Origin of the sequence: Limosilactobacillus avium, from assembly GCF_947381485.1 — a bacterium.
Taxonomy (GTDB): Bacteria; Bacillota; Bacilli; order Lactobacillales; family Lactobacillaceae; genus Limosilactobacillus; species Limosilactobacillus avium.
In genome coordinates, this window is the sequence record NZ_CANCWN010000015.1 from 23,068 (window position 1) to 47,447 (window position 24,380).

The following is a 24,380-nucleotide window of genomic DNA, read 5'->3' on the forward strand; positions in this document are numbered from 1 at the left end:
TCGCTAACTTAACCGCGAGGTCGTGGTCAGCATCAAGGTTACCAGTGACCGTTTGCCGGTTATCAACGGCCTGTTTGATGAAGCGGAGGACGTTTAAAACGGCCTTGTCGAGGTCGGCCGTTGCTAAGCGCCCATCCTTAACAGCAGCTACAATGGCATCGTCTTGGGCACCTGGGCCACCAGGCATTTCCAGGTCACAGCCGGCTTGAATTCCCTTAACCCGGTCTTTGACGGCTCCCCAGTCAGTAACGGTCATCCCGGAAAATCCCCACTTGTTTCTTAAAGTGGTGGTAAGGAGGTCCTTATTTTCCGAGCAGAAGTGACCGTTGAGTGAATTGTAAGCGGCCATAATTGACCGCAGGTGGGTATTTTTAACAACATGTTCAAAGGCGGCCAGGTAAATTTCGTGAAGTGGGCGCTCAGCGATGATTGAATTACCAGACATCCGGAAGGTTTCCTGGCTGTTTCAGGCAAAGTGCTTGGCGCAGGCAGCCACCCCCGTGGACTGGAGCCCATTGATGTAGGCGGCCGCAAGTTGACCGGTGAGGTAAGGGTCTTCGCTGTAGTATTCAAAGTTACGGCCACCGAGGACGTTTCGTTTGATGTTCATTCCAGGTCCTAAGAGCATTTGGACATTTTGTGATTGGCATTCCCGTCCAAGGGTCTTACCAAGGGCAGCCGTTGCTTGGGGGTCAAACGACCAGGCCAGGGTTGCAGTGGCAGGAAAACAAACCGTTTTGACGGATTCGTTGATTCCCAAGTTGCCTTCCTTACCAACTTGCTTACGCAGGCCGACGGGGCCATCGCACATCATCGTTTCTGGAATGCCGAGCCGCTTTATGGTCTTGGTGTGCCAGGCGCCACGTCCTGAGCACAGACTAGCTTTTTCTTCTAGTGTTAACTTCTTTAAAATTGCTTTTGGTTCCTCCATAGTTGGGTAACCTCCTTATTCTTAATTCAGTTCCTAATTTAAATTCTATGAAAGGGCTTTAAAAAATAATATTAGCTTTTTGGGGGAATAAATGGTGAATAGGAAGTTTGCTTACTGTTAACGCTAAAATTGACCCTAAATACCTAAAAATAGTGCTTGCCAACCAGTGGAAGTCGGTATACTCACGGTGAATGTGAAACGCTTACATAGGAACAGAGGATGGAGTGAAGATCAATGATTCCAACAGATTTTAACAGTAACTGGGAGGTATTAACTGGTGGCCAAGGTGGTCTGTCCCTTGCTCCTGCCAAGGGGAAGCCGGTTACCCTGCCATACGATGACCTAATTCACCGTGACCGTGACCACAATGCGCCAACCGGTAATAAGAAGGGCTACTACCCGAACGGGACGGTGACCCTAGTAAAGCACTTAATGGTTCCCAAAGAATGGGCCGCTAAGTACGTTACCCTTGAGTTTGAAGGTGTTTATACCCACAGTAAGGTGTACGTTAATGACCAGTATGCAGGTGGTGAACCAACCGGCTATGCTAGTTTTTTGGTGTCACTCGACCGCTTCTTACGTTACGGCCAGACTAACGATATCAAGGTCACCGCGGTAAGTGCTGATGATTCTCGTTGGTACTCCGGCCTGGGGGTGTACCGGGACGTCCACCTTTATGTTGGTAATGAGGTTCAAATTCCGGTTAATGGTTTGCGTGTCCGGGCCATGGGAGTAGCGGACGGACTGGCAACGCTTGCCGTGACTACTCAAGTTATTAACCATGGACACCATGCTAAGGACTTGACCGCCCGGATCACATTGGATAATGCAGATGGCAAAACCGTTGCTAGTACCGCATGCCCATTAACCATGTTTGGTGATGGTGACAGGGAAGAATTTCAACAGCGTCTCGATGTGGCCGATGCCCAGCTGTGGTCATCAGAGTCGCCAACGTTGTATGCCCTACAGGTAGCAATTATGGATGGTGACCAGGTCATTGACACAGCCCAAACCAGTGTGGGCATTCGGACCCTAGCCCTGAACCGGCAAAGGGGACTGATGGTGAACGGCCAGACTGTCAAGCTACGGGGAGCTTGCCTTCACCACGACAACGGGTTAATTGGTGCTGCGGACATCCGGGCTGCTGAATGGCGCCGGATTCAAAAGCTGCATGCTGCGGGCTTCAACGCAATTCGTTGCTCCCACAACCAGGCTAGTCAAAATATCTTGGATGCCTGTGACCACTATGGGGTCCTGGTGCTAAACGAGTTAAGCGATGCATGGGACCGGCCAAAGAATCCCCAAGATGTTGCCCAAGACTTTACTGGCCACTGGAAGTATATGGCCCGTTCACTCGTAAATAGTTCGTATAATCACCCGTCGGTAGTTCTGTACTCAATTGGTAACGAAATTCAGTCACTGGGAACACCGTATGGGGCACAGCAGGCCCGTAAGATTGTTGCTTATCTTCGTCAGCTTGATAATACCCGCTACATTACCGACGCGACGAATTTCCTGGTAACGTTGGGAGCGGTAATCGCCAAAAAGATGCAACAAGGGCAGGCAAAAAATGGTGACCACCCGGCAAAGATGGATATCAATGCCCTCGCGGCTAACATGTCATCCTTGACCAAGGAAGTCATTGAAGATGAGCTGACCGGTCAGGCGACGGCCGAATCGTTTGCGGCCCTCGACATTGCCGGTTATAACTACGGGACCGCTCGTTACGTGATGGATGGCAAGAAGTACCCGCACCGGTTGATTCTGGGGACGGAAACCTACCCTTACCAGATTAGTGAAAATTGGGCCCTCATTAAAAAGTACCCATACCTGCTAGGGGATTTCACCTGGACTGGTTGGGACTACCTTGGCGAGTGTGGCATTGGTCAAATGCACTACGGGCGCGGTCAAGGCGACTTTTATGGCCAATACCCGTGGCGGACTGCCGCTAGCGGGGACTTTGACCTGCTTGGCAACCGCTGTCCAGTTTCGTACTACCGGGAAATTGTTTTTGGCAAACGGCAGGCGCCGTACATCGCGGTTCGCTACCCCTGGATCAAGAAAGAGCCAAATGAGTTTGGTTTTGGTAGCTGGGGCTTCATCGATGGTATTAGTAGTTGGACCTGGCGTGGCTACGAAGGTCAAGACGTCACGGTCGAAGTATACGCTGCCGGTGAGGAGGCTACCCTAACCCTAAATGGTCACCAAATCGCCACCCAAGCGGTTAAGGACCACCGGGCAATATTTAACCTGCCTTACCAACCCGGTACGTTAACCGCGACTAGTGCGGGCAAATCATTTAGCCTGCAGACGGCTGGAAAGGTCGACCACATTCGGGCCCAGCTAGAAGAAAATCAAATTACTAATAACTCGGCTGACCTCGCCTACGTTGACCTTGCTTTGGTTGATAAAAATGGTCGATTGAATTCGCAAGAGGATTGTCCGCTCACGATAACGGTTGATGGCCCAGCAAAGTTAGTGGGCTTTGGAAATGCTAACCCGCAAGGTGAAGATAACTATGCTGATACTAAGACCCATACCTATCATGGGCAGGCCCAGGCAATCCTGCGGCCGACGCAACGAGGGGAGGTGACGGTTACTATTTCAAACTCCAAACTATCAGATGCAAAAGTTAAGTTTCAGATTGCACCAAGTAGCAAATAATTGTATTCAACAACCTCAGGAATACAAACAAACTCCTTATACAAAGAAATGACAGAAAAAGTACGGTCCAACGTCGAATCCCTTCTGGATGTTGGACCGTACTTTCGGTATTAGCATTATTTTTTAGGTGAGTACCGGAAACGGGTACTCCTTTGGTATGGAGGGCTACTTTACAGCTGCCACCGCGTCTTCAATTGGTGCCTGGCCGCTGCGCATCATGATGACCTTGCCGATGGTGTTATCAGCCGTCAGTACGCTGGCCAAGACACGGGCAACGTCCGGAATCGGGTTCGTAGTGTCGTTGCCTTCTCCAAAGCTAACCTTGCCGGTGGCCGCTTCCTCGGTCAGTGAAGCCGGTTGGATAATTGTGTAGTCCAGGTCAGTATTGCTGATTAGGTAGTTGTCGGCGAAGAACTTGGCGATATTGTAGTCGGTGATCGAAGCCAATGCCGGGTAGTCGGCCCACTTTTCTGGCTGGAGGGCGTACATGGAGCTCAACATGATGTAGCGCTTAACGCCGGCACGCTGGGCGGCCTGCATCGTCTTGACCGCACCCATGGCATCGGTCTGTAAGAGGTCCTTGCCCCGGGAGCCGGCAACGAAGTAAACCGCGTCACTGCCGGCCATCAGGGTCGCAATCTTAGCGACGTCACCATGGAGGTCCAGGGTGACCGGCGTGACCCCAGCCAACTCAATGATCTTTTCGGGATGGCGGGCCCCCGCAACAACGTTGTTTCCGGCGGCTACCAGGTCCTTGATTAGGTCAGTTGCGACCCGGCCAGAGCCGCCCGCGATAAATACTTTACTCATGAGAATTCCTCCTTTATGTTCAACTTAACTTGCTTAGTCCTTGATTGTCAAAATTGTTGACTCAGCCGCTCGCTTGGTCCGGAAGCCATTGATTCGGTATGCCGGGTCACGGTAGCCGAGGGCAATCCCCATTGCTACCTGCTAGTTAGCCGGGATTCCCATCAGTTTGCGAACCGCATCGGGGTAGCGAACAATCTCGTAGGCGGGCATTGAGTCAATTTTTTTGTCCGCTGCGGCGAGCATCAGGGTCTGGCCAAAAGCGCCGAGGTCATAAACCGACCAGTCAGTAGCGCCCTGTGGCAAAACTAGGTAGACGAGGGCGGCAGCGTTGAAGAGGTGGGCCTGAGCAGCACTCATCTGGGGCATTTGGTCACCAAGATATGATTGAAGTTCTTGGCCCCACTTTGCCATGTTTTCCTGGGCTTGTTGCCCCCACTGGGTACGGTGAGCAACCGGAAAGTCAGAGTTACCACTGACGCCCTGTTGGGCAGCTGCCAGGTGGTGAGCCTTGATTTTCTCCAGGGTCTGACCGGTGGCAATGTAAACCTGCCACGGTTGGGAATTAGCCCAGGATGGTGTCCGCTGGGCGAGTTGGACAATCTCTTTAAGGTCATCCGGGGCGATTTGCTGGTTAGTGAATTAACGGATGGATTGGCGGTAGTTAACGGCTTCCTTGAATTCCATGAAAATTCCTCCCTAGTCAATTTATTCATTGTTATTCTATCTTACTAAAGATAAGTAAGTAAAGGAGAAACCCTTGGTGGAGGACCCGCAATGATATAATGGGCAGAAAGGAGAATTTACGATGGATGAACAGCTAATTAAGAAGGTCCTGACGACGGTCAACGCGGGGGAACCCTATGACGACGTTGCTCCAGAAATCACGGCGGTCCGCAACTGGGCCCTCGACTTGTGCCGACAGTACAACTTTGAATATTACCGGACGGGGAAGGCCGACTTAGCGATGCTGAAGACGCTCTTTGCGAAGACGCCGGCGAACGGGTTCACGGTCCTGCCCAACTTCCATGTTGAGTTTGGCCGGAACATCTTTTTGGGCCGCAACTTCTTTGCTAATTACGACTGCTTCTTCATGGACTGCGCGCCAATTAAGTTTGGCGATGAGGTCAAGATTGGTCCTAAGTGCGGCTTCTACACCTCAAACCACGTGGAAGACGCGGTCGGCCGCCGGGCGGGCTACGTTGAATCGCGCCCCATCACGGTGGGCAATAACGTCTGGTTTGGCGCTAGTGTAACCGTGGTCGGCGGGGTTACGATTGGTGATAACAGCATCATTGGTGCCGGGAGCGTGGTGGTTGCTGACATCCCCGCCAACGTCATCGCTGCCGGTAATCCGGCAAAAGTAATTCGGCCCCTCTGGACTGATGACCGCTACCGGGGAATGGAAAACCGGACCGGCGACTACCACTACGGTGAATAGGTCAATATTGATGTTGCCCCACCGTAAATGCGCTATGATAGTAGTAAATGTTTTAATTAAGAAGGGATTATTGTGGCAAAAGAAAGCCAGTTAACAACAGCAATGGTTGAAAAATACCAAAAAATTTTCCACGCCCGCAAGGATGCAGCAGTCATCTCCCGGGCGGTACAAAAGAACGGGATCAAAAACGCTAGTGAGGACCCCATCGCCAGTCAGCGCCTCCACCGGGCCTTTTCCTATGAGATCAAGACGGGGAAGCCAAGTAACCAGCGGCACAGTGGTCGTTGCTGGTCATTTGCGACCCTGAATACCCTCCGGCACAAGTTTGCGAAGAAGTACAACTTTAAAGACTTCGAGCTTTCCCAAAACTACCTTTTCTTCTGGGACCGGATTGAACGGGCAAACATGTTTTTCCAAAAGATTATTGAGACGGCGGATAAGCCCCTCCATGACCGGCTGGTCGACTTCTACCTTAGTTTTGCCCTGAATGACGGTGGTCAGTGGGCCAACGCCGCCGCCATTGTTGAAAAGTACGGGGTCGTTCCGGAATACGTCATGCCGGACACGCACAATACCAAGGACACTACTGATGTGGCCGAGGTAATGAACTACCTGATGCGTAAGGATGCCTTGAAGCTCCGCAGGCTGGTTAACGACGGGGCCAAGGAGGCGGACCTGGATGCGGCTAAGGAAGAAATGATGGCCGACGTCTACAAGGTTGCTGCCTACTCCTTCGGTGAACCACCGGTTAAGTTTGACCTGGAATTTAAAGACGACGACAAGAAGTTCCACCAGGTTCTCGGTTTGACGCCGCTTGACTTCTACCACCAGTACTTCGACACCAACTTCAACGACTACGTGGTGGTCACCAATGCACCGGACCACGAGTACGGTAAGGTTTACTCAATGCCAACCCAGGATAGCGTGGTTGGTGGGGTGCCAATCAAGTTTATGAACGTACCGTTTAAGGACCTCCAGGACGCCGCAATCAAGCAGTTAAAGGCGGGTGAAACCGTCTGGGTTGGTAATGACGTCCTCCAACAGATGGACCGGAAGCGGGGCCTGATGGATGCCCAGCTCTTCCACCGCGCCGAACTTTTGGACGTGGACTTTACAATGGACAAGAAGGACCGGCTGGAATCCCGGCAGGCAATGGTTTCTCACGCCATGACCCTGACCGGCTTTGACCTGGAAAACGGTCAACCAAGCCGGTGGAAGATTGAAAACAGCTGGGGCAAGGATAACGGGGACAATGGTTACTTCGTGATGACCCAGGACTGGTTTGAGGAATATACCTACGAAGCAGTAATTGACAAGAAGTACCTGCCAGCCGACCTGCAAAAACTGGCCGCAAGTGAACCGGTCGAACTGACGGCTTGGGATTCACTACAATAGATTTGAAAGGGCCATGCAATTGGGCGTGGCCTTTTTAAACACTCACTTGAGAAAGCGCTTTCCATATAGTATTATTTAAACAGATGTTTAGATGTTGATCATGAAAGGGTGGCTGAAGATGACTGATTACAAGCAAGAGTTAGCCGAAGTAATGGCAAATAATAAGAACCTCTTTTCCAGCACGGGAGCAACGGGGAAGGCCTTCTTAAACGTCCACGATGAGGCAATCAAGGCCGGGGCCTTAGATAGCAAGACCAAGGCCTTAGAAGCATTAGCCATTGCAATCACGATTCGCTGTGAGGGCTGTATTATTCAACACGTGCAGGGTGCCATTAAGCTTGGTGCCACGCGGGATGAAATTGTTGAAACCATCAACGTTGCCATCATGATGGGTGGTGGCCCATCAACGGTATACGGTGGCAAGGCACTAGCATGTGCTGACCAGCTCCTCGGAGACAAGTAGGAGGAATTTAGCGCGAGCGTACGGGTAAAACCGGGCGCTCGCGCTTTTTTTAATCAAAATCTTAAGATTCGCCAAGAAGGTTAACTAAAGCGTAAGGTCACCGCAAAAGGATTGCTGGGGGCCGGGAGCCTTGGTACACTAAAATCAGCAAATGTCACTAGTCACCGGGAGAAAGGCCCGAATTGTCGTGTCGCAATAGACAACAGCGAAAGGTTGATTACGATGGTTAGCGATAAACACGGATTAAAGGATCAAGTTGCCGGCAAGTTCAAGGAAGTCAAGGGTAAACTGACCAATGACAAGAGCGAACAAGCGGAAGGCAAAATCCAAAAAACATTTGGTAAGGCCAAAGACAAGGCCCAAGACGTTAAGGACGAATTAAAAGATAAAGAATAGTAAGGAGGGGACGCAATGCATTGGTTATGGGTATTAATCGTTGGTGGCGTGATCGGTTTGATTGCCGGAGCGATTACCAAACGCGGTGGCTCCATGGGGGTCATCAGTAACATCATCGCTGGACTGGTTGGTTCCTCACTCGGTGAAGCAGTTCTTGGTAGCTGGGGACCCCAGGTTGCGGGGATGGCAGTTGTCCCGTCAATCATCGGTGCGGTGATCCTGGTACTAATCGTCTCCCTGATTTTCGGCATCCGGCCGGAAACCTAAGAAAGAAAAAGCACTTCTCAGTATCCCGATTGGGGTGTTGAGAAGTGCTTTTATTTTGCGGAACATTTACTGCTCACTCAAATAAGTTTCACATGAAACATCACTTTTGTTTAATAATTTCTTGCTTCCAGTGGTGGAGGTGCTGCTTGGTAATAACGCAGAGGCCGTCGTTACCCAGCTCCTTCATCTTTTCGGTGCACATAATTTTAACATCAGGGTCGGTTGCTGCCCGCTGCTCACCCCAGTAGTTCAGGTAGCGCAGGGCGGCGTAGAGATTTTCTCCCTCACTGGTCAACCGGTATTCAACGTGGGGTGGCATCGTGTTGAAGCTCTTGCGGCTAACAATGCCCGCATCCACCAGCTCACGAAGCTGGTCGCTAAGCACCTTGTATGAGGCACCCAGTTGTTTCACAAGTTCACTCGTCCGGCGAGGGTGCCCCGCCAGCAGGTATAAAATAACGGGCTTCCACTTACCGCCGATGATGGAAAGGGCGTATTCAGCGCCGGTATTAAACATCTTGGGAGCGGTCATTGTTCTCCTCCTTCCTGGGGGTTAACCACGAGTTTGAAGACCTTTTCCGGGTGGCCGGTCAGGTAGTCGACGATATTTTGACACGAAATCCTTTGCAGGGCAGTCACCGAGTCAGTGCTGTAAAAGGCGGTGTGCGGCGTGACCAGGACGTTTTCCCGGCCGACCAACGGATTATGGGCGAGGTCGGGGAACTCGGTTGCCAGAACATCCAGGGCTGCCCCTTTGATTTGCCGCTCATCCAATGCTTGGACCAGGTCGTCCTCGTTGACCTCGGCGCCCCGGGCCATGTTCAAAAAGTAGGGGTGCTTGGCCATCTTCTGGAAGCGGTCGGCGGTAAAGAAGTGGTGGTTACTGTCGTTGAGGTTCATGTGGTTGGTGATGACGTCTGCATGGGCCAAGATATCGTTGACGCTGGTCAGCCTTACCCGGTCAGCTACCTTGGCGTAGTTTTCCTTACTGATAAAGGGGTCGTTGGCGATAACCGTCATCCCCAGCGCGGCGGCCTTCTTGGCAACGGCCCGGCCAATTTTACCGAGGCCGAAGATCCCCAGCGTCATGTTACTAAGCCGGCAGTTAGGCTGGGCGTAATCATAGCGCCACTCGTGCTGGTGGTCGACGTCGCTTAGGTAGGCCTTGAGGTTACGCACCAGGGCAAGCATGGTGGTGATAGTGAATTCAGCAACATCCTCCGTACAGTACTCACCGACGGGGCAGACGGCGACCCCATGCTGCCGGGCCGCCGTCAGGTCAACGTTATCGTAACCGGTGGCGTTGATGGAAACCACTTTGAGCTGTGGTGCCGCCCGCAGCATCTCTTCATCAACCTTGATGAAGGCGGTGAGGAGCGCATCAGCATCGTGGATTTCCTCTAGAAAAGCTGTCCGGCGGTCATCCTGGTAGGGGAAGACCACGACTTGGCAGCCGGGAAGGCCCGCCTGTAGGACCTTTTTCTCCAGCTGGTGGCTTTTCATCATCGATTCAGGGTAGTCAGCAATTACAATTTTCATAAGTGCGCCTCCTTTCCCCTATTATATGGCAAAAAAGGTGAATTGCGTGAGTGCCCAGCGCTCAACGGTATCTTACCCGTGGGTAACTAGCTTACCCAAAAGTGCTTACTTTTAATAAGCCATAATCCTACTATACTGGTAAGTGAACGAAGAACGAGGAGGACGATAATAATGACGAAACAAGTTTTGATTCTCGGTGCAACTGGTAAGATCGCGGGGCACGCAATTACGGCCCTCTTAAAGAAGACTGACGACCACCTCTTGCTCTTTACCCGTCATCCCCAGAACCTGACCAACGTTGATGATGTCCGGGAGACGGTGATCAAGGGCGATACCTTGAAGACGGCGGAGCTAAATGCAGCGGTAGCCAAGGCGGACGTTGTGTACGCCAACCTGCGGAACCCCCAGATTGAGCAGCAGGCCCAAAACATCGTTGAGGCAATGGACCAAAACGGGGTCAAGCAGCTGGTATGGATCTCTTCGATTGGTATCTATGATGAGGTCCCTGGCAAGTTCGGCGAATGGAATAATGAAATGCTCGGTGGGGGCAAGGAAGACAGCTACCTGGGCACCTACCGCAAAGCCGCCGACGTGGTTTCGGCATCTGACCTTGATTACACCATTATCCGGCCGGCCTGGCTGACCGATAAGGACGAGGTTGATTACGAAACCACCAAGCGGGGCGAACCCTTTAAGGGGACCGAGGTTTCCAGAAAGTCAATTGGCAACTTGGTAGAAGAAGTGATTGCCCACCCTGCCAAGTATGCCCGTCAGGACCTCGGTGTTAACAAGCCGCACACCGCTGGCGATAAACCGGCTTGGTACTAACTTGCAATCTTGTCGCCACTTTTATCGTAAAAACATGGAAACTTTTAAATAATAAGTGTATATTAGAAGATGATTAAAAATTAATGATAAAAGTATGGAGGCATTTGGAATGAGTGCAAAGCTAAAAGTCGGTGTGATTGGTGCGACCGGGATGGTTGGCCAACGCTTTATTACATTACTTGCTAACCACCCCTGGTTTGAAGTGACGGCCGTGGCCGCCAGCAAGCATAGTGCTGGTAAGAAATACGGTGAAGCCGTTAAGGACCGCTGGAAGATGGGTACGACCCCAATTCCGGAAAACGTCAAGAACCTGACTATCCTTGATGCGGAGGACGTTGACAAGGTTGCCGACCAGGTTGACTTTGTTTTCTCCGCGGTCCACATGGACAAGGACGCCATTCGCCAGCTGGAAGACGAGTACGCTAAGCACGAGACCCCAGTTGTTTCCAATAATAGTGCCCACCGGTGGACGCCGGATGTTCCAATGGTGGTTCCTGAAATCAACCCGGACCATATCGAAGTCATCAAGTACCAGCGGGAACGCCTGGGAACTAAGCACGGGTTCGTGGCGGTTAAGCCCAACTGTTCAATCCAAAGTTATACGCCAGCCCTGGCAGCCTGGATGAAGTTTGAACCGACCCAGGCCCTGGCATGTACCTACCAGGCCATCTCCGGTGCCGGAAAGACGCTGGAAGGGGCACCAGAAATCCAGGGGAACGTCATCCCATATATTCCTGGTGAAGAAAAGAAGTCCGAAGACGAGCCACTGAAGATCTGGGGCCACGTCGACGATGAGAAGAAGGCCATCGTGCCGGCCCAATCACCAGTGATCACCAGCCAGTGTTTGCGGGTGCCAGTACTGTACGGGCACACCGTGGCGGCCTTCGTTAACTTTAAGCAAAAGCCAAGCAAGGAAGAATTGATCAAGGCCCTGGAGGACTACAGTGGTGAACCACAAAAGCTGGGGTTGCCAAGTGCCCCTAAGCAGTTCATCCAATACCTGGATGATGATTTCCGGCCGCAAGTCCGCTACGACGTCAACTTCGAGCACGGCATGGGAATTTCCATTGGCCGTCTGCGGGAAGACAAGCTCTTCGACTGGAAGTTTGTCGGCCTGTCCCACAACACCGCCCGTGGTGCCGCCGGTGGGGCGATTGAACTAGCCGAATTACTGAAGGCTAAGGGTTATATTGAAGCTAAGTAAATGATTAGATAAGCTTGCGAGCAACGGTGCCCGCAAGCTTATTTTTTTACTCTGTGAGGCGTGTCCGTTTTAGGCAGAATAATTCACAAAGCGGTGGCTCGATGTTAATATTTGTATTAATATTATTGTGATAGTGGACGTTGATAAAGAGGGGAATTAAATATGGATATTGACGTTTCGGAGAAGTCGCTCCCGGTCTTTACGGCCTTAGACAGTAAGGTCCGGATCGCGATTATCAACTTACTGTCCAAGAGCAAGATGAACGTTGCCCAGCTTTCTAGGGCGCTGGGCTTAAGCAGTACGATTATCATTATGCACTTGAATAAGCTGGAAGCCGCCCACATCATTCGGACGGAAAAGAAGGGAAACCAGCGGATCTCAAGCCTGCAGATTGATACGATCGACATTAACTTTCCGCAACAACTGTACGTTCCGTACGAGAACTACCACGTTGAGATCCCGGTGGGCCAGTTTAGCAACTTTGACGTTAAGCCCTCGTGCGGGCTGGCCGGGCAAAAGGGCTTCATTGGTAAAGTGGACAACCCACGCTACTTTGTGGACCCGCAACGTTACCAGGCTGGGATGGTGTGGTTTGCCAAGGGTTACATCGAATACAAGATTCCCAACTACCTGACCCCCGACCAGGATTTGGAGATGATCGAGTTGTCGGCGGAGCTGAGTTCCGAGTTCCCGTTCTCCAATAATAAGTGGCCGTCTGACATTACCGTCAGCCTTGATGGGTACGAGATCGGGACCTGGACCAGCCCGGGTGACTTCTCAGACGTGCGGGGGAAGTACACGCCAAAGTGGGTTTACAATGATATGAACCAGTACGGGATCCTGAAGTCATTCCGGATTTCCAAGCACGGTTCTTTCATTGACGGCCACCACGCTGCCGATACCGTGATTAGCGATATTGATTCGCATAAGAGTTTCTGGACGCTGCGGATTGAGGTTAAGGAAAAGGCCAAGAATGCCGGGGGCTGCACGATTTTTGGCAACCATTTCGGCAACCATGACCAGGGAATCAAGGGCACCTTTTACTACAGCCAAGCAAACGAACACTAGAAGGGGAAGAAGAAATGAAAGTTGAAATTAAACGCTCCGGACTCACCCTCCGTGGGGTCCTGGAGGGGGCAACCAGCCTCAAGAATGACCATGTCGTGATCCTAATGCATGGTTTCCAAGGAAACCGTGGCTATGAGGCTGGCAAAATTCTCTATGACCTGTCCCACGCCCTGAACAAGGCCGGCCTAGCAACTTTGCGGATGGACTTTGCTGGTTGTGGTGAGAGTGATGGCGACTTCGCCAATATGACAGTGCTGGGTGAATTGCTGGACGGGATGGCAATCATTGACTTTGCGCGGACAAAGATGGGTGCAAAAACGATTGACCTGGTGGGCCACTCCCAAGGTGGGGTCGTAGCTTCAATGCTGGCGGCCTACTACCGCGACGTGATTAACAAGCTCGTCCTGATGTCCCCGGCCGCGACCCTGAAGGACGATGTCCTAGTGGGTGAGTGTCAGGGGACCAAGTACGACCCCAACCACATTCCGTTGAAGGTCCGGGTACACGACCAGGACGTTAGTGGTCAGTACTTCCGGACCGCCCAACTATTGCCAATTTACGAGACGGCCCAACACTTCGCTGGCCCAGCCCTGATCATTCATGGCCTCGCTGATAAGGTCGTTTCACCCGAGGCCGCACGCAAGTACAACGTTATTTTGCCCGAGAGCAAGCTTTACCTAATGGAGGGTGAGGACCACATGCTGGAGGGCGCCAAGCTAGATGGAATTCTGAACACGGTAACTGAGTTTCTCAAGAATTAGGATTATATAGATAATCCTATACGTACAAGGAGGGTGACCCCAGTGGATGACTATCAAACAGCACTGGTCCGGGCCAAGACGGTGGCGGACTGCCAGCGGGTCTACGAGGAAGCACTGGCGGCCAAGCGTCGGGCCTACCAAAAAGACTATCCGGAAACGTACCGGTCACTGGCAGCGGCTAAGGAGCTCGACTACTGGATCAAGGCCGAAAACCGGGCAAAGGTGATTGAAAGCGGCCAACACTCTTACGGCAACCTGATCCGGCGGCAGATAAAATTGTAAAAAGTTCTTGCTTTTTAGGATGAAGTTTATTAGAATAGTTAATGCTGTTGAATGACCCGTTAGTCAAGTGGTTAAGACACCAGCCTTTCACGCTGGTATCGTGGGTTCAAATCCCGCACGGGTCACTTTATTGGGCTATAGCCAAGCGGTAAGGCAACGGTTTTTGGTACCGTCATGCGCTGGTTCGAATCCAGCTAGCCCAATCAGCTTTAGGGTGGTCAAAACGGATTGTGTCCGTTTTGACCACCTTTTTTTGCTTTTATGCAGAAACTGAAATTTTTCCTCTCAATATTTCAGCTAAAAGCGATGTTTTTGAAAGCGTTCGCAGATTTCTCCCTTTTATTAGGAAAGTAACTATATAATTAAAATACTGCAGGATTGCACTTTACCGGGTACAAGTCTGCAAGTTATTTTGAGGGGAGTTTTCATTCTAATGAAAGAACATAAGAAGTTATACAAAGCCGGCAAACTGTGGCTAACGGCAACAATTGCATTGGCAACTTGGGGGATTATGCTGACCAGCAATGCCAGTGCTGATACAACGACGCCGACGCAAACGGCAACGGTAGCTCAGCAGGCAAACCAAAGTTCCACCACCATGACGGCGACTACCCAACAGCAGTTTGCTGCTACAAATGGCCAAGCAACTAATAATGAAAATAAGGGTTACCTGGACAAGGTAGAACTGGCGCCGTCATCAACGGCGGGCAACGTACAGGTGGTTGCAACTGGTTGGCACGCAGCCGATGCTAGTCAGACCCTGCCTTACCGCTATGCCATCATGTTTGACAAAACAACAAACTCAGAACTGGCGCGGGTCAAGGTTGCTGGACCTGATATTATCAACCGTCCTGACGTCCAAAAGGTTTACCCGGGGATTGCTAACAGTCAAAAAGCAGGCTTCCGGGCAAGTTTGGAGATCCCGTATGCTAACCTAGGTGACTCTTTAGTCTTGGTAAGTCGTTACAGTAACGACACTAAGAACGGTGAAGGCCTGCGTACCGATTATTGGCTACCAGTTCATATCGATATGAATAACTATGCTTACCTTGACGGTGTTGAGCTGAATGGTAATCAGGTTCGTGTTCATGGCTGGCACGCAACAAACCAGGCGGCAATAGGGAACCGCAGTCACCACTACATCATCGCTTATGATAAGACCCAAAATCGGGAGATTGCACGGCAAGAAGTCACGGATAATAATGTCCGGGGGGACGTTGCCAAGGCATACCCGGGTGTGTTCAACGCCAACCAATCTGGCTTTGACCTTAACTTTGACCTGAATCCAGCGTTTGTTAACGATGAAGTTCTATTTATCAGTCGGTGGACTGGGGCCGCTGACGCCAACAGCAACTATGTCGATAAATGGTTTGATCCACAATGGCTTTTCGGTGACGATGACGACCGTGCTAACCTTGACCAGTTTGTTGAAAAGGATGGGCAAATGACTATTGCGGGTTGGCACGCGGATAATCTGGCCTATGGCAAGAAGTACCATTACATCATCGTCCTTGACCATACGGCCGGCATAGAGGTTGCCCGTCAGCTGGTAACGACAAATCAATCCCGTCCTGACGTTGCCAAGGTCTTCCCACATATCGCCAATGCGGCAAACTCTGGGCTTAATATAACCATCCCATATAATAAGGCTTGGGATGGCCACGAGCTCCTGGTCGTTAGCCGGTGGACCAATGACCAAGCTGGTAACGGTAGTACTCCGGTCGATCATTGGTTCTATCCTAAGCAGTTAGTGGCTGGTCAACCAGCTCAACCAGCGCCAATTGGTCAACCAGCACCAACAGCCGAAAATGCGGCCCACCTTAAGAGTTTTAAACTTTATCGGGAAAGACACGCAATAGGTGCACAGATCAGCCCTAATTTCTTGAGTTTTATTGCGGAGGGGTGGCACGCGACCAATGACACTAAAAAATATCGCCGGTTCATAATGCTTGATAACACCACTAACCAGGTCTTATCAGCAAAGCAGTTTATCTGCGACGATATGCCAATGGAAGACTGGATGAAAATGAATCATAAGCAGCCTGACGTGGCAAAACGTTTTGGTCAGCAATATAAGAACGCTGCAGACTCGGGATTCTTCATTGAGGGATATATGACCGATTGCCAAATCGGCCATAAGTACACCCTTATTAGTCAGTATGCTGATGATGAGAATGGTACTAATGCCAATGAAGCCCGTTTTTACCTAGATGTACTTAACCCTAACCGGGTGACGCCGCTGTAAGGAAATCTTTCTATGCTGGTACCTTGACAATGCTGCCTAAAGAGAATAAATTAGTTTCAAATTAAAAAACGGCTTACCCGACACCGGTTGGGTAAGCTCTAGGCACTTATAGTAAGCCGCAGGTATGATGGCCTGGCCATCTAAGGTTTGCTATAAGTGCCTTATTTTTTAAGGAGGACAAACAGATGAAAATCAAGGATTTTGGAGTAGAACAGTGGATGAATAAGTACGAAACTAAGGCCCAGTACAACTTGGGTGAAACCTGTGTCTCACCGCTTTCCCTCCGGGCGCTCCTGAAAGTTGCTGGAGTCGACGAAAACGAATTTACCACTAAGCTATTGGACACGCGCCTAACTTACGGGGCAATTGAGGGGGCCAGCAAGCTGAAGCAGGGGATTGCCCAGCTCTACCGGACGCCGCTTGCACCGGATGACATTGTGACCGAGCACGGCGCAATTGGTGCCAATAACCTGGTCCTCAATACGGTGGTCGAGCCCGGGGACGAGGTAGTGGTGGTAACGCCGACTTACCAGCAGTTGGAGTCGATTCCCCAGGCCCTGGGGGCAACCGTTAAGTTACTGCCCCTGACCAAGGAGAACCACTACCTCCCGGACATCCAAGAACTTAAGCAGCTGGTGACGCCGCACACCAAGCTGATCATCCTGAATAATCCCGATAACCCAACCGGGGCCCTGATACCAGAAGCTAAACTTGAAGAGGTAGTGACGGTTGCCAAGTCCGTTGATGCTTATGTCTTATGTGACGAAGTTTACCGCCACCTAACCCAGGACGACCAGTATTCACCATCAATTATTGACCTTTATGAAAAGGGAATTTCTACCAGTAGCTTTTCCAAGGCCTTCTCGCTGGCCGGCCTCCGCCTAGGTTGGATTGCTACTCGTGACCGGGCGCTGATGACCCAACTCCTTTCTCACCGGGACTATGCCACCATTTCCTGTGGTGTCGTGGATGAGATGATCGGTACGCTGGCCCTGCAGAACTGGCAAAAGATCCTGCACCGTAACCGCCTGATTATCCGGGAAAACCTCCAGCTTTTAACCAAGTGGGTTGCCGGGCAGGATAAGATTTCGTGGCAACGGCCAACTGCGGGGACCACTGCTTTACTTTATTACGATGCCCCCTTGGCCAGCACCGCTTTTTGAAAATGGGCAAGGAAACATGTTCTTTTAATGACGTGATGAATTGCCTATTTTTAATCTTTTAATCGAACATACGTTTCAGAATATGATATAATGTCCTTAACAGAGAGTGGTGTTCAGTTATTAATTAGCTTTGTTGACTGGCCAATGATGAAAGATTGTGGTGAAAATGGCACAAGTTATAAAGGGAATCAAACTTCGCCTATATCCCAATGGCCGGCAAAGGGAACAATTATGGCAGATGTTTGGTAACGAGCGCTTCGTTTGGAACCAAATGTTGGCGATGGCCAAGGAGCGATATCAGAATAATCCCAGTAGTCACTTTGTCAATGAATACGGAATGAATTATCTACTGAAAAGACTCAAACAGGAATACCCATTTCTTAGGGCGAGTGACTCAACTAGTTTTCTAGTGGTTAATCACAACCTCGCCCAAGCCTTCAAGATGTTATTTAAACATCGGGGCGGTTACCCACGTTTTAAATCGCGTCGCGCTATTCGGCAAGCTTATACGGGGCGGTCAGTTTGTCGGGTGCTTGCTAAGCGGCGAGTGAGATTACCTAAGCTGGGTAGCATTCGAACCAGTAAAACCACCCGGTTAGCTAATAACAAGATTAAGTGCTATACGGTTTGCCTCGAGCCCACTGGCCGCTACTATCTGTCATTACAAGTGGCGGTTGAGGTTCCCGAACACTTAAAGAAGACGGGAAAAGCAGTCGGAATTGATGTTGGTATCGCTAATCTAGCCATTAGTTCTGATGGGATTAAGTACGGAACCTTTAACGCTAAATGGGCAGAAAAGCAAGCAATCAGGTGGCAAAGTAAGTATGCCAAACGGAAGCATCAGGCGACGGTTGCCGTCTTTCAATGGAACCATAACCACAAAACCATCAAGAAAGAACTAGGTGATTACCAAAACTGGCAACGAGCCCAGCAACAAAAGGCCCGTTACCAAGCTAAGGTAGCGAACCAGCGTAAAGATTATTTACATAAATTGACAACGACCTTGGTTAAGCAGTACGACGTAATTGTCATTGAAGATTTGAAAGCCAAAAACCTTCAGAAAAATCACTGCCTAGCTAAGGCCATTACGAATGCTAGTTGGTATCAGTTCCGCATTATGTTGGCATATAAATGTGCCTGGTATGGTAAGAAATTAGTAACTGTTAAACCGGACTATACCAGTCAAATTTGTAGCCACTGTAACTATCATACTGGTCCTAAACCACTCGAGGTTCGTCAATGGACTTGCCCAAACTGTGGTACTCATCACGATCGCGATATTAATGCGGCAGTTAATATCTTACATCAAGGATTAAAAGCTATTGGCTAGGGACTAGCCATGGTAAAAGAGTGGAGTTCTGTAAGTTAGGTAGCTTGAATACAGGTATAACATCCTAAATACTACTCTATGTTCCCAGAAGCGCGGTCATTAATGGCCGAGTAGTTCACGTGATCAGCTAATGGCCAAGTACCAGACGCTCCTGGTCCTCGGGGCCTGCTTTGGCGTTGAGAATTCAGTCCGGATTGGCTATGCCTTTGAAAGTGATCACTTGATGGCTGGCCTTTCCCGGGTGAGCGCCTTCTTAGCTGAAAAATAAAAGGCACCCCGTTACCAAACGATGACGGAGTGCCATAGGATAATCTTAATTTTCGTAAACGGACCGTTTCAGGATTCCAATGTAGGGGAGGTTACGGTAGAGGCCGCTGTAATCGAGCCCGTAGCCAACGATGAATTCATTGGGAACCTTGAAACCAACGTAGTCCGCCTCGACATCAACTTCTCGGCGGTCCGGCTTGTCGAGGAGGGCACAGATTTCGATGCTTTTGGCGCCACGCCCCTTCAACAGGTCCGCCAGGTACTTCAGGGTATGACCGGTGTCGATGATGTCTTCCATGATGATAACGGGGCGCCCTTCAATGTTTGACGACAGGTCCTGAACAAGTTTGACCTTTCCCGCTGACTGGGTACCATCGGCGTAGCTGGAGACGTCGACGTAGTCCAGGTTGAGCTTAAACTTAAGACGTTTGATCATCTCCACCGTGAAGACGACCGCCCCCGTCATGACGGAGACAATCAGGGGACACTGGTCCTGGTACTTCTCCGTCAGTTGGTTGGCGATTTCATCCATCCGGTGGTCAATCTGCGTCTGGGTGTATAAGACTTGTTCAATATCGTTATTCATCAAATTCTCCTTTTGCCGTGTCGCTACCAGTTAAAATAATGTTCGTGTTTTACGAAACAATCACTTTGATGGCCCCTTTTAACTCTTGAATTTTAACATAAATCTGAACTATTTAAAGGGAAACTGGCAAATTAAGTCAAAAAAGAAGCTGGAGTATGTCGGCTCCAGCTTCTTTTTTTAACGTTTTTTAAGGATGGTTCCGCCAATTCCCGTTGACGTTCCCTGGTTAGCAAGGGCGTTGAAGAGCTCGTTCAGGTTGGCAACGACCTCTTGGTCACCGTTCTGGTGACGCTGGGCAAGCTTTTGGGCGTCAAACTGGTTACTGGTAAGGTCAAAGGGGATTCTCCTGTCTCTTTGGACCCGCTTGAGGTAAATCTTAATGCCGGTTGTAATATCGAGTCCCATTTCGTTGAAAATAGCGCTAACGTCATCCTTCAATTGGTCATCAACTTTGATATTAATCTGTGCCATTCAAATTGCTCCTTCGTATACTAATTTATATAAATAAGTATATAGTGAAACAGAGCAGTCGTCAATTATGGGACCCCACAAAATGTTCCCTTTTACCCACGACCGGTCAACGACAAAAGCGCTTTTATTAGCTAGAATGAAACTAAATTTGTGAAGGGAGCACGATAAAATGCCAATTAAGTACCACCAAACGAGTCAGGAGTTTCACCTGTATAATGACCACATTAGCTACATTATTAAGGTGCTGAGAAACGGCCAACTGGGCCAACTCTACTTCGGTGCCCGGGTCCCGGACAGAGGTGACCACGGTTACCTGGTCGAAAATGGCTACCGGCCGATGATGAGCTACGTCTATGATGATTATGGATTCTCGCTGGGGAACGTCAAGCAGGAGTACCCGTCATACGGAACCAGCGACTACCGGATGCCGGCAGTCGAACTCGAACAGCCCAACGGTAGTACGGTTACGAACTTCCACTACGTCAGTCACCAAATTTCAGCAGGAAAGCCAACACTGTCCGGCCTTCCCGCTACGTATACTGAGGACGATGGTGAGGCCACAACGCTGGCGGTCACCCTTCGCGACGACCTTACCAAGGTTGAGATGGTCCTCTACTACACGATCTTCACGGACCACGACGCGATTGCCCGCAGTGTTTACTTCATTAACCAGGGGACTGCGACCCACCAGCTGACAACGGCGATGAGCATGAACCTGGACCTGCCGGACGATGACTACGACTGGGTGCAATTCTCTGGTGCCTGGGGCCGGGAACGACAAAAGAAGGTGGCCCACCTCCGTCCCGGCATCCAGTCCGTGGGTAGTACCCGGGGCGCTTCTAGCCACATGCAAAACCCGTTTGTTATTCTGAAGCGGCCCCACACTGACGAATTCCAGGGGGCAGCGTATGGTTTTTCCCTCGTATACAGCGGTAACTTCCTCGCCCAGGCGGAGGTGGACGCCTACAAGGTAACCCGGGTCCAGATGGGGATCAACCCCTTCCACTTCTCCTGGAAGCTCAAGCCGGGGGAGTCGTTCCAAACTCCGGAAGCGGTGATGGCTTACACCAGTAAGGGTCTGAACAGCCTCAGTCAGACTTTCCACCGCCTTTACCAGACCCGCCTTGCCCGGGGCTACTGGCGTGACCGCGAGCGGCCGATTTTGATTAATAACTGGGAAGCCACTTACTTTGACTTTAACGAAGAAAAGCTGCTCCGGCTCGCCAAGCAGGCCCAGCAGCTGGGGGTTGAATTGTTTGTCCTCGACGATGGCTGGTTTGGGGAACGGACAAAGGAAACGGCCGGCCTAGGTGACTGGTGGGTCAACCGCGACCGCTTACCCGATGGGATCAGCGGCCTTTCAAAGAAAATTCACCAGTTGGGGATGCAGTTTGGCCTGTGGTTCGAACCGGAGATGGTCAATAAGGATAGTGACCTCTACCGCAACCACCCTGACTACATCATCCAGACGCCGGACCGGCACCCATCCCAGGGCCGTCGCCAGTACGTCCTCGACTTTTCCCGACCGGAAGTGGTGGATTATATTTACCAGCTGGTTGCCAAGGTTATTAAGGACGGGCACGTTGACTATGTGAAGTGGGACATGAACCGGAACATCACTGAATGCTACTCCGCCGCCTACCGTCCGGACCAGCAGGGGGAGATCTTCCACCGCTACATTCTGGGGGTTTACAAACTCTACGACCGACTGACCAAGGCCTTCCCGAAGGTCCTCTTTGAATCCTGTGCTTCCGGTGGCGGCCGTTTTGACGCGGGGATGTTGTACTACGCGCCACAGGCCTGGACGAGTGATGATTCCGATGCCGGTGAGCGGTTGAAGATTCAAACCGGGACCTCGTACTGTTACCCGACCAGCGCGATGGGCGCCCACGTTTCGGTTTGTCCTAACGAACAGGTCAACCGGGTGACGCCGCTAAAGGCCCGGGGTGACGTCGCCTTCTTTGGGGACCTCGGCTACGAACTCGACCTGGGTAAGCTGACGGGGGCTGAGTTGGCCCAAATTAAGGACCAAATTACCTTCATGAAGAAGTACCGGCGCCTGTTCCAATTTGGCCGCTTCTACCGGTTGAAGACACCGTTTGAGGGGAATTTCACCGCCTGGCTAGTGGTGTCCCCCGACCAACGACACGCGGCACTGGGCTACTTTAAGATGCTCAACGACGTTAACGCGGAATACCGCCTCCAGCATATTCCGGGCCTCTTGGCTGACCAGGAATACCAGGTTAAGGAAGAAAACGGTCAGGATTGGGGTTGCTACTATGGTCAGGAACTTGCTAACATTGGCCTTGTAGTTTCCGATGCGGAGTCGGAACAGTCAGCCGCCACCAAGCAGGTAACTGACTTTTACAGTCGGCTGTTTATCTTTGAAGCAAAGTAATGAAAAAGGTCGTTAGTATCCGAGATTTCGGGATACTAGCGACCTTATTTATGTTTTCCCTGAGCCTGCTTGCGGTATTCGCGTGGGTTGAGGCCGTACGTTCGCTTGAAGATTCGGGAAAAGGAATTAGCGTGCTCGTAGCCACTGGCCTGGGCAATCTCGTCAATCGTCAGTTGGGAGGACTCCAATAAGTGGCGGGCCTTCGTGATGCGGAAGTTGCGGATATACTGACTGGGAGTCAGCCCGGTCGTCTTCTTAAAAAGGCCACTGAGGTAACTGCGGTCCAGGCTGACGGCCCTAGCCAATTGGTCAGTCGATGCCGTAGCAATGTGGGTACTCAGGTACTGAATGGCCTGGTCAACGTACCGGTTCTTTTGCAAAATCGTGTGGGGCGCGTTGATGGGCTTCGACCGGGCGATAAAGCTGAGGAAGCGCAGGAGGTAGCTGTTGGCAAGCAGCTCGTTTTCCGGCTTATCCGGTGGTAACTTCATGATGTGGTTGATACAGTCAACCAGTTCGTAGGAATACTGGTTATTGAAGGTCGGCAGGTCTTCGGAAAGGCCCAGCTGGTTGACCAGCTCATCGGCGTACTTACCGGTAAAACCAACCCACACATAAGACCATGGGGTGTACTCGTCCGCAACGTAGTAGGTCTGGTAATTGGGCTCAATTAAAAAGCCCTGGCCGGCGTGGAGGTGGTACTCAACGTCGCTCACCCGGAAGGTACCCGTACCGGCGAGAATATAGTGAATTAGGTAGTAGGGACGGACGGCGGGACCATAATGGTGGCCAGGCAATGTGTCGGACCGTCCCAGGGACGTAATCCCCAAGAAAGAATCGTTAGTTGGTGAAAAATCGAATGCGGTTGCCTTTTCCATATTTGCCGTCCCCCTTCTACCACCTATTTTACCCCCTTTCCTTGAAAATTGGTGTCGTGTTTCACATGAAACATCCAAAAGCTCCCCGTGGCTTGTGGCCATGAGGAGCTTTTTCACTAGTAGTTACTTAATTAGCTCGAAGACGTCGCTTTCCGCCAAGTAATCCTTTTCACCAGCAGGGGCTTCGATTGAGCCAAACGGCATTTCTGCCCTTAATTGCCAGCTAGCGGGGAGGTTGAATGCTTCGTGAATGGCGTCGTCAATCAGCGGGTTGTAGTGCTGGAGGCTTGCACCAATTCCCTGTTCGGCCAGGGCGGCCCAGACTGCCTGCTGGGCACCACCGATTGCTTGTTCTGCCCACGGGCCAAAGTTGGCGGCATAGGATGGGAACTGCTTTTCTAGCTTATGAACGGTCGCCGTGTCAGTGAGGTAGAGGATTGTTCCGTAACCGGCGCGGAAGCTGGCAATCTTTTCCTTGGTCTTCTGGAAAGCGGCCGGGTCCTTAACAATCTTCTGCAGCGTTGCCTCAACGATATCCCACACCTTATCTGATGACTGGTTAAAGAGGACAACCGCCCGGACGGTTTGGCTATTGAAGGCACTTGGTGAGTTGCGGACGGTGGCCTTCACCAGGTCAAAGATCTCTTCGGGTTGGGCGTTAACATGGTTACCCAGGGCGTAGATGCTGCGCCGCTTAGCTAGTAATTCATTTAATTTTGATTCCATAGTTAATTCCTCCTTGTTCGTTCATTTCACTTACTAATAGTAACAAACATGTTGAAGCAATACAAGAGGGGAATTATTTTTGAAAACAGGCAAGGAAACACGTTCTTTTAAGGACGTGATGAATTGCCTATTTTTAATCCTTTAATCGAACGCACGTTTTAGGATATGATATAATATTCTTAACAGAGAGTGATGTTCAGGTATTAATTAGCTTTGTTGACTGGCCGATGATGAAAGATTGTGGTGAAAATGGCGCAAGTTATAAAGGGG

24 protein-coding genes, 2 tRNA genes and 1 pseudogene are annotated in these 24,380 nt (G+C 50.8%); 18 read left to right on the forward strand and 9 right to left on the reverse strand.

Going from position 1 to position 24,380, the window contains the following annotated elements; all coding sequences use genetic code 11:
- Positions 1-94: 94 nt before the first annotated feature.
- Positions 95-931, reverse strand: a pseudogene (locus QOS01_RS06070) (glycoside hydrolase family 3 N-terminal domain-containing protein); the annotation flags it as partial.
- 234 nt (positions 932-1,165) lie between these two features.
- On the opposite strand from QOS01_RS06070, the gene QOS01_RS06075 reads away from it, so the two are divergent.
- Entirely contained in the window at positions 1,166-3,595 is a 2,430-nt protein-coding gene (locus QOS01_RS06075) for a glycoside hydrolase family 2 TIM barrel-domain containing protein (RefSeq protein WP_283621540.1), read from the forward strand.
- A gap of 165 nt (positions 3,596-3,760) precedes the next feature.
- On the opposite strand, the gene QOS01_RS06080 is transcribed toward QOS01_RS06075, so the two are convergent.
- Positions 3,761-4,405 carry an NAD(P)H-binding protein gene (locus QOS01_RS06080; protein ID WP_283621541.1) on the reverse strand — a complete coding sequence of 215 codons (645 nt, stop codon included), beginning with the start codon at positions 4,403-4,405 and terminating at the stop codon, positions 3,761-3,763.
- A 141-nt stretch (positions 4,406-4,546) separates the two neighbouring features.
- A complete protein-coding gene (locus tag QOS01_RS06085; protein ID WP_326521102.1) occupies positions 4,547-5,029 on the reverse strand; it encodes a nitroreductase family protein in 483 nt (160 codons plus the stop codon).
- Positions 5,030-5,210: 181 nt separating this feature from the next.
- On the opposite strand from QOS01_RS06085, the gene QOS01_RS06090 reads away from it, so the two are divergent.
- From QOS01_RS06090 to QOS01_RS06110, 5 genes are all read left to right on the forward strand, one after another.
- Complete coding sequence (locus QOS01_RS06090) at positions 5,211-5,843, forward strand: sugar O-acetyltransferase (protein ID WP_283621542.1); 633 nt, start codon at positions 5,211-5,213, stop codon at positions 5,841-5,843.
- Between the two features lie 102 nt (positions 5,844-5,945).
- Positions 5,946-7,238 (forward strand): C1 family peptidase, encoded by a 1,293-nt coding sequence (locus tag QOS01_RS06095; protein ID WP_408612466.1) that lies wholly within the window; start codon positions 5,946-5,948, stop codon positions 7,236-7,238.
- 118 nt (positions 7,239-7,356) lie between these two features.
- The gene (locus tag QOS01_RS06100) at positions 7,357-7,701 is read left to right on the forward strand and encodes a carboxymuconolactone decarboxylase family protein (protein ID WP_283621544.1); all 345 of its coding nucleotides are present in this window, start codon (positions 7,357-7,359) and stop codon (positions 7,699-7,701) included.
- Between the two features lie 222 nt (positions 7,702-7,923).
- The gene (locus QOS01_RS06105; RefSeq protein WP_283621545.1) at positions 7,924-8,097 is read left to right on the forward strand and encodes a CsbD family protein; all 174 of its coding nucleotides are present in this window, start codon (positions 7,924-7,926) and stop codon (positions 8,095-8,097) included.
- Between the two features lie 15 nt (positions 8,098-8,112).
- A complete protein-coding gene (locus QOS01_RS06110) occupies positions 8,113-8,364 on the forward strand; it encodes a GlsB/YeaQ/YmgE family stress response membrane protein (protein WP_047769170.1) in 252 nt (83 codons plus the stop codon).
- A gap of 100 nt (positions 8,365-8,464) precedes the next feature.
- Here QOS01_RS06110 and QOS01_RS06115 read toward each other — a convergent pair whose 3' ends face one another.
- Complete coding sequence (locus tag QOS01_RS06115) at positions 8,465-8,896, reverse strand: winged helix-turn-helix transcriptional regulator (protein ID WP_283621546.1); 432 nt, start codon at positions 8,894-8,896, stop codon at positions 8,465-8,467.
- Positions 8,893-9,903 carry a hydroxyacid dehydrogenase gene (locus tag QOS01_RS06120; protein WP_283621547.1) on the reverse strand — a complete coding sequence of 337 codons (1,011 nt, stop codon included), beginning with the start codon at positions 9,901-9,903 and terminating at the stop codon, positions 8,893-8,895. Before QOS01_RS06120 ends, QOS01_RS06115 begins: the two co-directional genes overlap by 4 nt.
- 171 nt (positions 9,904-10,074) lie before the next feature.
- On the opposite strand from QOS01_RS06120, the gene QOS01_RS06125 reads away from it, so the two are divergent.
- The 11 genes from QOS01_RS06125 (at position 10,075) to QOS01_RS06175 (ending at position 19,052) form a co-directional block, all read left to right on the forward strand.
- The gene (locus tag QOS01_RS06125; RefSeq protein WP_283621548.1) at positions 10,075-10,731 is read left to right on the forward strand and encodes an NAD(P)H-binding protein; all 657 of its coding nucleotides are present in this window, start codon (positions 10,075-10,077) and stop codon (positions 10,729-10,731) included.
- Between the two features lie 109 nt (positions 10,732-10,840).
- On the forward strand, positions 10,841-11,935 hold the full coding sequence (gene asd, locus QOS01_RS06130) for an aspartate-semialdehyde dehydrogenase (RefSeq protein ID WP_283621549.1): 1,095 nt from the start codon (positions 10,841-10,843) through the stop codon (positions 11,933-11,935).
- 162 nt (positions 11,936-12,097) lie between these two features.
- Positions 12,098-13,003, forward strand: a complete 906-nt coding sequence (locus QOS01_RS06135) for an ArsR/SmtB family transcription factor (protein ID WP_283621550.1) — start codon at positions 12,098-12,100, stop codon at positions 13,001-13,003.
- 14 nt (positions 13,004-13,017) lie between these two features.
- A complete protein-coding gene (locus tag QOS01_RS06140; protein WP_283621551.1) occupies positions 13,018-13,764 on the forward strand; it encodes an alpha/beta hydrolase in 747 nt (248 codons plus the stop codon).
- A 42-nt stretch (positions 13,765-13,806) separates the two neighbouring features.
- A complete protein-coding gene (locus QOS01_RS06145; protein WP_283621552.1) occupies positions 13,807-14,046 on the forward strand; it encodes a hypothetical protein in 240 nt (79 codons plus the stop codon).
- Positions 14,047-14,099: 53 nt separating this feature from the next.
- A tRNA-Glu gene (locus QOS01_RS06150) sits at positions 14,100-14,171 on the forward strand.
- A 6-nt stretch (positions 14,172-14,177) separates the two neighbouring features.
- Positions 14,178-14,249: transfer RNA gene (locus tag QOS01_RS06155), tRNA-Gln, on the forward strand.
- Between the two features lie 230 nt (positions 14,250-14,479).
- Entirely contained in the window at positions 14,480-16,291 is a 1,812-nt protein-coding gene (locus QOS01_RS06160; RefSeq protein WP_283621553.1) for a KxYKxGKxW signal peptide domain-containing protein, read from the forward strand.
- Between the two features lie 185 nt (positions 16,292-16,476).
- Positions 16,477-17,454: an aminotransferase class I/II-fold pyridoxal phosphate-dependent enzyme gene (locus QOS01_RS06165; protein ID WP_283621554.1), complete on the forward strand. Its 978-nt coding sequence runs from the start codon at positions 16,477-16,479 to the stop codon at positions 17,452-17,454.
- Positions 17,455-17,620: 166 nt separating this feature from the next.
- Complete coding sequence (locus tag QOS01_RS06170) at positions 17,621-18,784, forward strand: RNA-guided endonuclease TnpB family protein (RefSeq protein ID WP_283621555.1); 1,164 nt, start codon at positions 17,621-17,623, stop codon at positions 18,782-18,784.
- 130 nt (positions 18,785-18,914) lie between these two features.
- Positions 18,915-19,052, forward strand: a complete 138-nt coding sequence (locus QOS01_RS06175; RefSeq protein ID WP_283621556.1) for a hypothetical protein — start codon at positions 18,915-18,917, stop codon at positions 19,050-19,052.
- 45 nt (positions 19,053-19,097) lie between these two features.
- Here the strand turns inward: QOS01_RS06175 and hpt are convergent, their stop codons facing one another.
- Positions 19,098-19,637 carry a hypoxanthine phosphoribosyltransferase gene (gene hpt / locus QOS01_RS06180; protein WP_283621557.1) on the reverse strand — a complete coding sequence of 180 codons (540 nt, stop codon included), beginning with the start codon at positions 19,635-19,637 and terminating at the stop codon, positions 19,098-19,100.
- Positions 19,638-19,814: 177 nt separating this feature from the next.
- Positions 19,815-20,108 (reverse strand): type II toxin-antitoxin system RelB/DinJ family antitoxin, encoded by a 294-nt coding sequence (locus tag QOS01_RS06185; protein ID WP_283621558.1) that lies wholly within the window; start codon positions 20,106-20,108, stop codon positions 19,815-19,817.
- A 169-nt stretch (positions 20,109-20,277) separates the two neighbouring features.
- Here QOS01_RS06185 and QOS01_RS06190 point away from each other — a divergent pair, with 169 nt between their 5' ends.
- Positions 20,278-22,506, forward strand: coding sequence for an alpha-galactosidase (locus QOS01_RS06190; protein ID WP_283621559.1), 2,229 nt, complete (start codon positions 20,278-20,280; stop codon positions 22,504-22,506).
- 44 nt (positions 22,507-22,550) lie between these two features.
- On the opposite strand, the gene QOS01_RS06195 is transcribed toward QOS01_RS06190, so the two are convergent.
- Together QOS01_RS06195 and QOS01_RS06200 are read right to left on the reverse strand one after the other, a co-directional pair.
- Positions 22,551-23,384, reverse strand: a complete 834-nt coding sequence (locus tag QOS01_RS06195) for an AraC family transcriptional regulator (RefSeq protein WP_283621560.1) — start codon at positions 23,382-23,384, stop codon at positions 22,551-22,553.
- A gap of 123 nt (positions 23,385-23,507) precedes the next feature.
- Positions 23,508-24,110, reverse strand: a complete 603-nt coding sequence (locus QOS01_RS06200; RefSeq protein ID WP_283621561.1) for a nitroreductase family protein — start codon at positions 24,108-24,110, stop codon at positions 23,508-23,510.
- Positions 24,111-24,380 lie beyond the last annotated feature (270 nt).